The organism is Paracoccus lichenicola (assembly GCF_009708075.1).
Classification (GTDB): Bacteria; Pseudomonadota; Alphaproteobacteria; order Rhodobacterales; family Rhodobacteraceae; genus Paracoccus; species Paracoccus lichenicola.
The window spans coordinates 1-7,767 of record NZ_WMBT01000032.1 but is presented as its reverse complement, the minus strand read 5'-3'; the positions used below and the strand labels follow the sequence as shown (position 1 = coordinate 7,767).

General features: G+C 65.6%; 9 protein-coding genes and 1 tRNA gene. 8 read left to right on the top strand and 2 right to left on the bottom strand.

Annotated features, from left to right (window positions below; all coding sequences use genetic code 11):
• From GIY56_RS18985 to GIY56_RS17760, 6 genes are all read left to right on the top strand, one after another.
• Positions 1-66, top strand: a 66-nt coding sequence (locus GIY56_RS18985; RefSeq protein ID WP_154763426.1) for an EF-Tu C-terminal domain-related protein, incomplete at its 5' end; no start/stop codon positions are given.
• A gap of 267 nt (positions 67-333) precedes the next feature.
• Positions 334-996 carry a uracil-DNA glycosylase family protein gene (locus GIY56_RS17780; RefSeq protein WP_154766191.1) on the top strand — a complete coding sequence of 221 codons (663 nt, stop codon included), beginning with the start codon at positions 334-336 and terminating at the stop codon, positions 994-996.
• A gap of 106 nt (positions 997-1,102) precedes the next feature.
• On the top strand, positions 1,103-1,393 hold the full coding sequence (locus tag GIY56_RS17775; RefSeq protein WP_154766190.1) for a ribbon-helix-helix domain-containing protein: 291 nt from the start codon (positions 1,103-1,105) through the stop codon (positions 1,391-1,393).
• Between the two features lie 83 nt (positions 1,394-1,476).
• The gene (locus GIY56_RS17770) at positions 1,477-1,872 is read left to right on the top strand and encodes a VOC family protein (RefSeq protein ID WP_154766189.1); all 396 of its coding nucleotides are present in this window, start codon (positions 1,477-1,479) and stop codon (positions 1,870-1,872) included.
• A gap of 57 nt (positions 1,873-1,929) precedes the next feature.
• On the top strand, positions 1,930-2,451 hold the full coding sequence (locus GIY56_RS17765; RefSeq protein WP_154766188.1) for a Twin-arginine translocation pathway signal: 522 nt from the start codon (positions 1,930-1,932) through the stop codon (positions 2,449-2,451).
• 15 nt (positions 2,452-2,466) lie between these two features.
• The gene (locus GIY56_RS17760; protein ID WP_154766187.1) at positions 2,467-4,041 is read left to right on the top strand and encodes a GMC family oxidoreductase; all 1,575 of its coding nucleotides are present in this window, start codon (positions 2,467-2,469) and stop codon (positions 4,039-4,041) included.
• 369 nt (positions 4,042-4,410) lie between these two features.
• Here the strand turns inward: GIY56_RS17760 and GIY56_RS17755 are convergent, their stop codons facing one another.
• Positions 4,411-4,914, bottom strand: coding sequence for a DUF892 family protein (locus GIY56_RS17755; protein WP_154766186.1), 504 nt, complete (start codon positions 4,912-4,914; stop codon positions 4,411-4,413).
• Positions 4,915-5,062: 148 nt separating this feature from the next.
• Here GIY56_RS17755 and GIY56_RS17750 point away from each other — a divergent pair, with 148 nt between their 5' ends.
• Positions 5,063-6,916, top strand: a complete 1,854-nt coding sequence (locus tag GIY56_RS17750; protein ID WP_154766185.1) for an ABC transporter ATP-binding protein — start codon at positions 5,063-5,065, stop codon at positions 6,914-6,916.
• Between the two features lie 54 nt (positions 6,917-6,970).
• Positions 6,971-7,046: transfer RNA gene (locus GIY56_RS17745), tRNA-Trp, on the top strand.
• A 13-nt stretch (positions 7,047-7,059) separates the two neighbouring features.
• Here GIY56_RS17745 and GIY56_RS17740 read toward each other — a convergent pair.
• A partial coding sequence (locus tag GIY56_RS17740) for a CBS domain-containing protein (RefSeq protein ID WP_154766184.1) occupies positions 7,060-7,767 on the bottom strand: 708 nt, incomplete at its 5' end.

Sequence of the window (7,767 nt, the reverse complement as noted above, 5' to 3'; positions counted from 1 at the left end):
CGCTTCGCCATCCGCGAAGGCGGCCGCACCGTCGGCGCCGGCGTGGTGTCGAAGATCCTGAAGTAAGGGCCGCTCGGGGTGGCGGTGCGTGTGAACACGCACCCCACAGAGCGACGGCTCGGGGTGGCGGTGCGTGTGAACACGCACCCTACAGAGACGCCGTAGGGTGCGTGCTTGCACGCACCATGCAACGCACGGCAAAGGGCCGCCTCCGAAAGGGGGCGGCTTTTTGCGTGGGCAACAGCGGGCAGACTCTGCAAGCTTCTAATCATCACAGGGCTATTGTCTGCTTCGCAGCAATTTGTAATCTAAGGTGGCAAAAGGGTTGGGTATATGGCTAATTATGAGGAATGCTTAGAGCAACGCATTGAGCGCGCCTATCAAGCCTCGGGAAACCAGATTGGTTGGAGACTACTGTATAGCCCTCAGACAGTTTTGAAGGGGGCGAGAGTCGCACTAATTGGGCTTAATCCAGGCGGCCATTTTGATGATCCAGAGCATGCACGCTTTGCGATGTCCTCTGGATCTGCTTATATAAACGAAAGTTGGGCGGGTGCCCGCCCAGGCACATCCCCGTTGCAGCAGCAAGTTTGCGAGCTGTTTCGTTTGCTTGATGTTCCTGTGGTGGAGGTTCTTGCGGGGAACTTGGTCCCTTTTCGCTCTCCTAACTGGCCCAGCTTGAATAATCGAAAATCAGCTTTAGAGTTTGGCTACACGATTTGGCGCGAAATGCTTGAACGGGCGAAGCCATCCGTCGTTGTAAGCATGGGGAAGGACGCAAACCCACTCGTTCGCCAGTTGCTCGATGTCGTGTCGGTAGAATCGCATTCCGTAAATTGGGGACCCCAACGGCTCCATGTTGGCAACTGGCATGGTGGGAAGTGGCTCGGATTGCCACATCTATCTCAATACAAGATCATGCGACGCCCAGAAAGCCGACCAGCATTAATGTGGGCATTGGAACGAATGGATCTTTATAGAGCAAGTGGCAAATAGGGTAGGGGCTGTGGCCTGCCATCATTACCACGCCACCCTACCCGACCATTGACCCAGCCTCCGTCCTGCCGCAGGATCGCCCCACAGGACCTTTCGGATCAAGCTGATGTGCCAGATCTTCGCGGGGCAGCACCCCGAACGCTATGAAACCGTCACCCGCAGGCTGCGGCTGAACGGGCAATCGACCTCGATCCGGCTGGAACGGGCCTTCTGGCATATCCTGGACGACATCGCCGCGCGGCAGGGGGTGACGACGCCCGCCTTCATCTCGAAACTGCACGCCGAGGTGCTGGAACTGCATGGCGAGGCGCGCAATTTCACCTCGCTCTTGCGCTGCGCCTGCACGATCCACCTGGGCGAGGACCAGCATATCCCCCGGGCCATCGCCGCGGAATAAAAACGGCTGTAGTAATCCGATACTACCCGCGCCCTTTCGCGAGTCCCTAGCCTGAGGAGAAGAAAAGGCTACGGAGGCTTGGCATGGCGAAATATGTCCACTCGATGATCCGCGTTCTGGACGAGGCGCGTTCGGTCGAATTCTATGACCGCTGCTTCGGGCTGACCGTGGCCGAGCGGCTGGATTTCCCGGACTTCACGCTGGTCTACCTGTCCAACGGCGAAAGCGAAACGGAACTGGAACTGACCGTCAACAAGGGCCGGTCCGATCCTTACGCGCTTGGCGACGGCTATGGCCACGTGGCCTTTACCGTGGACGACGTGGACGCCGAACATGCCCGCATTACCGATCTTGGTTATGCCCCGCGCAAGCTGGTCGATTTCGCCCCCGGCGGCGAGGTGATCGCGCGGTTCTTCTTTGTCGCCGATCCCGACGGATACCAGATCGAGGTGATCCAGCGGGGCGGCCGCTACAGGTAACGTCGCCGCGCCGGGGTTGGAGGGCCTCGCACGGCGACGACAACAGGGGAGGAAAGAATGTCCCAATTACGCAAGCAGGGGCTGACCCGGCGCGCGCTTCTGTCGCGCGCGGTGGCGGCAGGCGCCTTGGCGGTCGCCGGGCCGGGCTTCATCGCCGCGCCCGACGCTGCCTGGGCGGTGGAGGTCACGGCGATCAGCGAACATCAGATGGCGACGCTGCTGCAGATGGCGCGCGACATCTATCCGCACGACCGGGTGGGCGACCGTTACTATGCGGTGGCGGTCAAGTCCTATGACGTGACCGACCAGAAGCAGATGGTTGCCGATGGCATCGCCGCGCTGGACGCCGCCGCCAGGGAAGCGGGCTTCGACACCTACCTAGCCGCCGGGTGGGAAGACGAGCGCGTCGCCATCCTGCGCCGGATCGAGGACACGCCCTTCTTCCAGACGGTACGCGGCGGGCTGGTGACCGGGCTTTACAACCAAAAGGAGGTCTGGCCGATCTTCGGATACGAGGGCGAGTCCTTCTCGCACGGGGGCTACATCGCCCGGGGCTTCGACGACATCGACTGGCTGTAGGAGAGGACATCCATCATGGCACAGGCAGCCAAATTCGATCTGAACGACGACAACGTGGTCGTCATCGTGGGCACCGGCGCGGGCGGCGGGGTGCTGGCAAACGAGCTGGCGCAGAAGGGCGTCAAGGTCGTGGCGCTCGAGGCGGGCGGGCGCTACATGCCCGAGGATTACGTGAACGACGAATGGGAAAGCTTCGGGCAACTGGCCTGGACCGACCCGCGCACGACCAGCGGCGACTGGCGGGTGGCCAAGGATTTCTCGGGCCTGCCCGCCTGGATCGTCAAGGCCGTGGGCGGGACCAGCGTCCACTGGGCGGGCGCGTCCCTGCGGTTCCAGGACCACGAATGGAAGGCGCGCACGAATTACGGCGCGGTCGAGGGCGCGAACCTGCTGGACTGGCCCATCGACGGGGCCGAGATGGCCCCCTGGTACGACAAGGCCGAGGCCAAGCTGGGCGTGACCGGCGTCGGCGGACGCGCCCGCCTGCCGGGCAGCAACAACTACAAGGTGTTCGAGAAGGGCGCCCTGGCGGTGGGCTACAAGGAGGTCCACACCGGCAACATGGCGATCAACAGCGCCGATTACGACGGCCGCATGGCCTGCCAGCAGACCGGCTTCTGCTTCCAGGGCTGCAAGTGGGGCGCGAAATGGTCCAGCGCCTATACCGACATCCCGCGCGGCGAGGCGACCGGCAACCTCGAGGTCCGCGACCACGCCCATGTCGCCCGCATCCTGCATGACGACAGCGGCAAGGTGACGGGGGTCGAGTATTTCGACAAGGACGGCAACCTGCAGATGCAGAAGGCGCGGATCGTGGCCGTGGCGGGCAACAGTTTCGAATCGCCGCGCCTGCTGTTGAATTCCCACAGCAGCATGTTCCCCGACGGGCTTGCCAACCGATCAGGGCAGGTGGGCCGCAACTACATGCGGCACACGACCGGGTCGGTCTATGCGACCTTCGAGCATCCGGTGCGGATGTGGCGCGGCACGACCATGGCGGGCATCATCCGCGACGAGGCCAGGCACGATCCCTCGCGCGGCTTCGTGGGCGGGTATGAGCTGGAAACGCTGTCCCTGGGCCTGCCCTTCATGGCGGCCTTCCTGGATCCCGGTGCCTGGGGGCGCGAGTTCACCACCGCCCTCGACAGCTACGAGAACATGGCGGGCATGTGGATCGTGGGCGAGGACATGCCCCAGGCCGACAACCGCGTGACGCTGTCGGACACCGCCGACGCGTTCGGCCTGAAGGTCGCCAACGTCAATTTCAGCGACCATCCGAACGACATCGCGATGCGCGACCACGCCTATGCTCGGGGTCAGGCGATCTACAAGGCCGTGGGCGCGACGCGGGTGATGCCGACGCCGCCCTATCCGTCCACGCACAACCTGGGCACCAACCGCATGTCGGAACGCCCCGAGGACGGCGTGGTCAACAGGCACGGCCAAAGCCACGACATCCCGAACCTGTTCGTCTCGGACGGCAGCCAGTTCACCTCGGGGGCTGCGGAAAACCCGACGCTGACCATCGTGGCGCTGGCGATCCGCCAGGCCGACCACATCGCGAAGGAGATGGCGGCGGGGAACGTCTGATCCGGGAACCCCTTGCGGGCATGATCTGCCAGGACCGGCGGCCCATGCTGCCGGTCCCGAGGGTTTTCATGAGGGGCCTGATCGGCATCCTGAATGCGGGCATCTGCACGGTCGGGACGTTCTGGGAGTCCTATGAGGAATGATCCCCTCGCGGCGACGGTCATGGTGGGGTGGAACCCCACCCTACGGATGCCGGTGACGCGGGACCGGCGGGCCTCAACGGCCCGGCCAGCGCCCGCCTTCCGTGGTTATGGAACGACGCCGTCTTTGGTGGCGATGTCAAGCAAAGGGCGGGGAAAACGCTCGTCGCGTTTCCTGATCCCGCCCGGGTAGCCCGCGAAATGCCTATCCTGGACGACGCTCCAGCCTTTACTGCCCGTCCATCGCCGCCTGGTTGACGCCGCCCTCGGCGATGCGGGTCATGTGTTCGTCGCCCTCGCGCGTGCTGTCCAGGCAGTCCTGCAAGGCCGCGCCGTCGTCGTCATAGCCCAGGCGGTTGGCGAAGGTGCGCACGCAGCCATAGCCTGCAATGGCATAATGCGTCAGGCGCTGGTACTGGGTGATGATCGCCGCGTCCTGGGTGTCCTCGTCGCCGAAATCGGTCTCGACCGCGTGCTTGCGGGCTTCGATGGCCAGACCCTCCATCCCCCGGCAATGTTCGCCCGTCGGATCGGTGTCGTGCCGGGCGCAGATGGTGGCCAGCGTTTCCATGCCGCGCGCGATGCCCTGATTGCCGGCGATCAGCGCCTCGGACAATTCGCGCGATTTCGCGGCGCGGCCCATTTCGGTGACGACGGCCATGGATTGCTTGCAGGCGGAATACAGGTCTTTCAACTGGTGCAGGTAAAGGTCGTTCAGGGTCTTGATCGCCATGGTGATGTCCTCTCAGATGGCAGGCCGTTTCCCCCTTGCAACGTGCGGCTTGTCGCATCGTTCCAGGGGCTGGCGCTTGACATGGGTCCCGCCAGGGTCCAGCAAACGCACCCCTGCCTGACCCCCTTCACGACATTCCGGTGACGCCATGTTCTCGTGGTTCGAGCGACGCATAGACCCCTATCCGACCGAGACCCCGGACATGCCGCCCCGGTCGCTGGTCCGCTTCGTGCTGTATTACAGCCGGGGCGCGATCCCCTGGCTGCTGCTGGTGGGCGTCAGCTCGGCCCTGATCGCCATTGTCGAGGTCGCGCTGTTCGGCTGGCTGGGCGAGCTGATCGACCAGTTGTCGCAGGTGCCGCGCGACCGGTTCTGGGCGCAGCAGGGCGGGCGGCTGGCCTTCATGGCGGTGGTGCTGCTGGTGGTGCTGCCCGCGCTGCACTTGGTGGCGTCGCTGGTGCTGTATCAGGGCCTGATGGGCAATTTCCCACAGCGCATCCGCTGGCGGGCGCACCGCTATCTGCTGCGCCAGTCGGTCGGATACTTCCAGGACGAATTCGCGGGCCGGATCGCCCAGCGGCTGATGCAGACGGCCTTGGCCGTGCGGGAGGTCGCGATGAAGGCCATGGATGTCGGCAGCTATGTCGTGATCTATTTCCTGGGCGCGCTGATCCTGGCGGCCAGCCAGGACTGGCGGCTGGCGCTGCCCTTCCTGGCCTGGGCCGCGGCCTACGGCATCATGCTGTGGCAGATCGTCCCCCGCCTGGGCCGCGTGGCCGAGGAACAGGCCGACGCGCGGGCGCAGATGACGGGGCGCGTGGTGGACAGCTATACCAACATCGCCACCGTCAAGCTGTTTTCCCATTCCTCGCGCGAGGAGGGCTGGATGCGCGAGGGGATGGATGCCTTCCTGCAGACGGTTTACCGGCAGATGCGGCTGTCCTCCATCCAGGACATCGCGCTGAACATGATGAACGTGGCGCTGGTCGCGGCGGTCGCGGGGATGGGCCTGTGGCTGTGGACGGGCGGGCTGATCGAGGTCGGCGCAGTGGCCGTGGCGGTCCCCCTGGCGATGCGGCTGAACAGCATGGCCCACTGGATCATGTGGGAATTCGCCGCGCTGTTCGAAAACATCGGCACCGTCCGCGACGGCATCGCCTCCCTCGCCCTGCCGCGAGAGGTCCGAGACGCCCCCGATGCCAAGCCCCTGGTCCGCGGTCCGGGCGCGGTGCGGTTCGACAACGTCACCTTCCGCTATCGCGGGGTGGAAGGCGCGCGGCCCATGGCGGTGCTGGACGACCTGACGCTGCATGTGGCGCCGGGCGAACGGGTGGGGCTTGTCGGCCGGTCTGGCGCAGGCAAATCGACCCTCATCAACCTGCTGCTGCGCTTTCACGACATCGAGGGGGGCCGCATCACTATCGACGGGCAGGACGTGTCCACCGTCACGCAGGACAGCCTGCGCGCAGCCATCGGGGTGGTGACGCAGGACAGTTCCCTGCTGCACCGCTCGGTGCGCGACAACATCGCCTATGGCCGCCCGGATGCGACGGATGCCCAGATCGCCGCAGCCCTGCGCATGGCCGAGGCGCAGGACTTCGTGCCGCAGCTCACGGACAGCCAGGGCCGCCGGGGGCTGGACGCCCATGTCGGCGAACGCGGGGTGAAGCTGTCGGGCGGGCAGCGCCAGCGCATCGCCATCGCCCGCGTGGCGCTGAAGGACGCGCCGATCCTGATCCTGGACGAGGCCACAAGCGCCTTGGACAGCGAGGCCGAGGCCGCGATCCAGTCGCGCCTGGACGTGCTGATGGCGGGCAAGACCGTGATCGCCATCGCGCATCGCCTGTCCACCATCGCGGCGATGGACCGGCTGATCGTGATGGACGCGGGCCGCATCATCGAAGCGGGCAGCCATGCCGAATTGCTGGCGCAGGGCGGGCTTTACGCGCGGCTGTGGGCGCGGCAGTCGGGCGGGTTCCTGGCGGCGGATGCCGAGGCATAAGGGCGTTTCCCCGCTTGACGGCGGGGACGCCAGATCCTATCAGACGCTCACCGCAGGGGTTTAGCTCAGTTGGTAGAGCATCGGTCTCCAAAACCGAGGGTCGTGGGTTCGAGTCCCCCAACCCCTGCCAGTCCTTTCAGACATCATGGATCCGCAGGCCGCAGGCTTTCGCGCGCCAGCGCCGCGATCAGGTCCGTGCGCGTGACGATGCCGGCGATCCGCCCGTCCTTCAACACAGGCACCGCATCGGTGTCGCTGGCCGCCAGCTGCGGCAGAAGGGCCGCGATCGGCGTGTCGGGCGCGGCCACCGGCAGGCGGGTTTCCATGACATCGGCGGCGCGCAGGTCGTCATCGGCGCGCGACAGCCTGCCGTCGGGGCGGAAATCGGCATGGACCCTGGCGATCAGGTGAAGCTGGAAGATGACGCCCAGATAGCGGTCGTCCCTGCCCACCACGGGCAACGAGGTGAAGCCGTGGCGCACGAACAGCCCCGCCACGTCGTGCAGGGGCGCGTCGGGCGCCACCGTCACCAGGTCGCGCGACATGATGTCGCCTGCGGTCCGCGCCCGGGTGTGGTGGCTGGCCGCCTGCATTTCGGCGGCGGCGATCAGGCGGGCCAGATCCTCGACCCCCAGGTTCAGCGACTGGTTGTAGCGGACGAGGATGCCGGACAGTTCCTCCTCGGTCAGGCCAAGGCGTTCGGGCGCGACGGGATCGGCGGTGCCATGGGCATTGGGTTCCCCGAACTGGCGGAAGGGATAGCGCCGCCCCGTCGCATGGGCGGAGATATGGGCAAAAGTTGGTGACGCTTGATCAGGCGGCGGCTTGAAGTTGGCGGAGGCCGTCGCGGA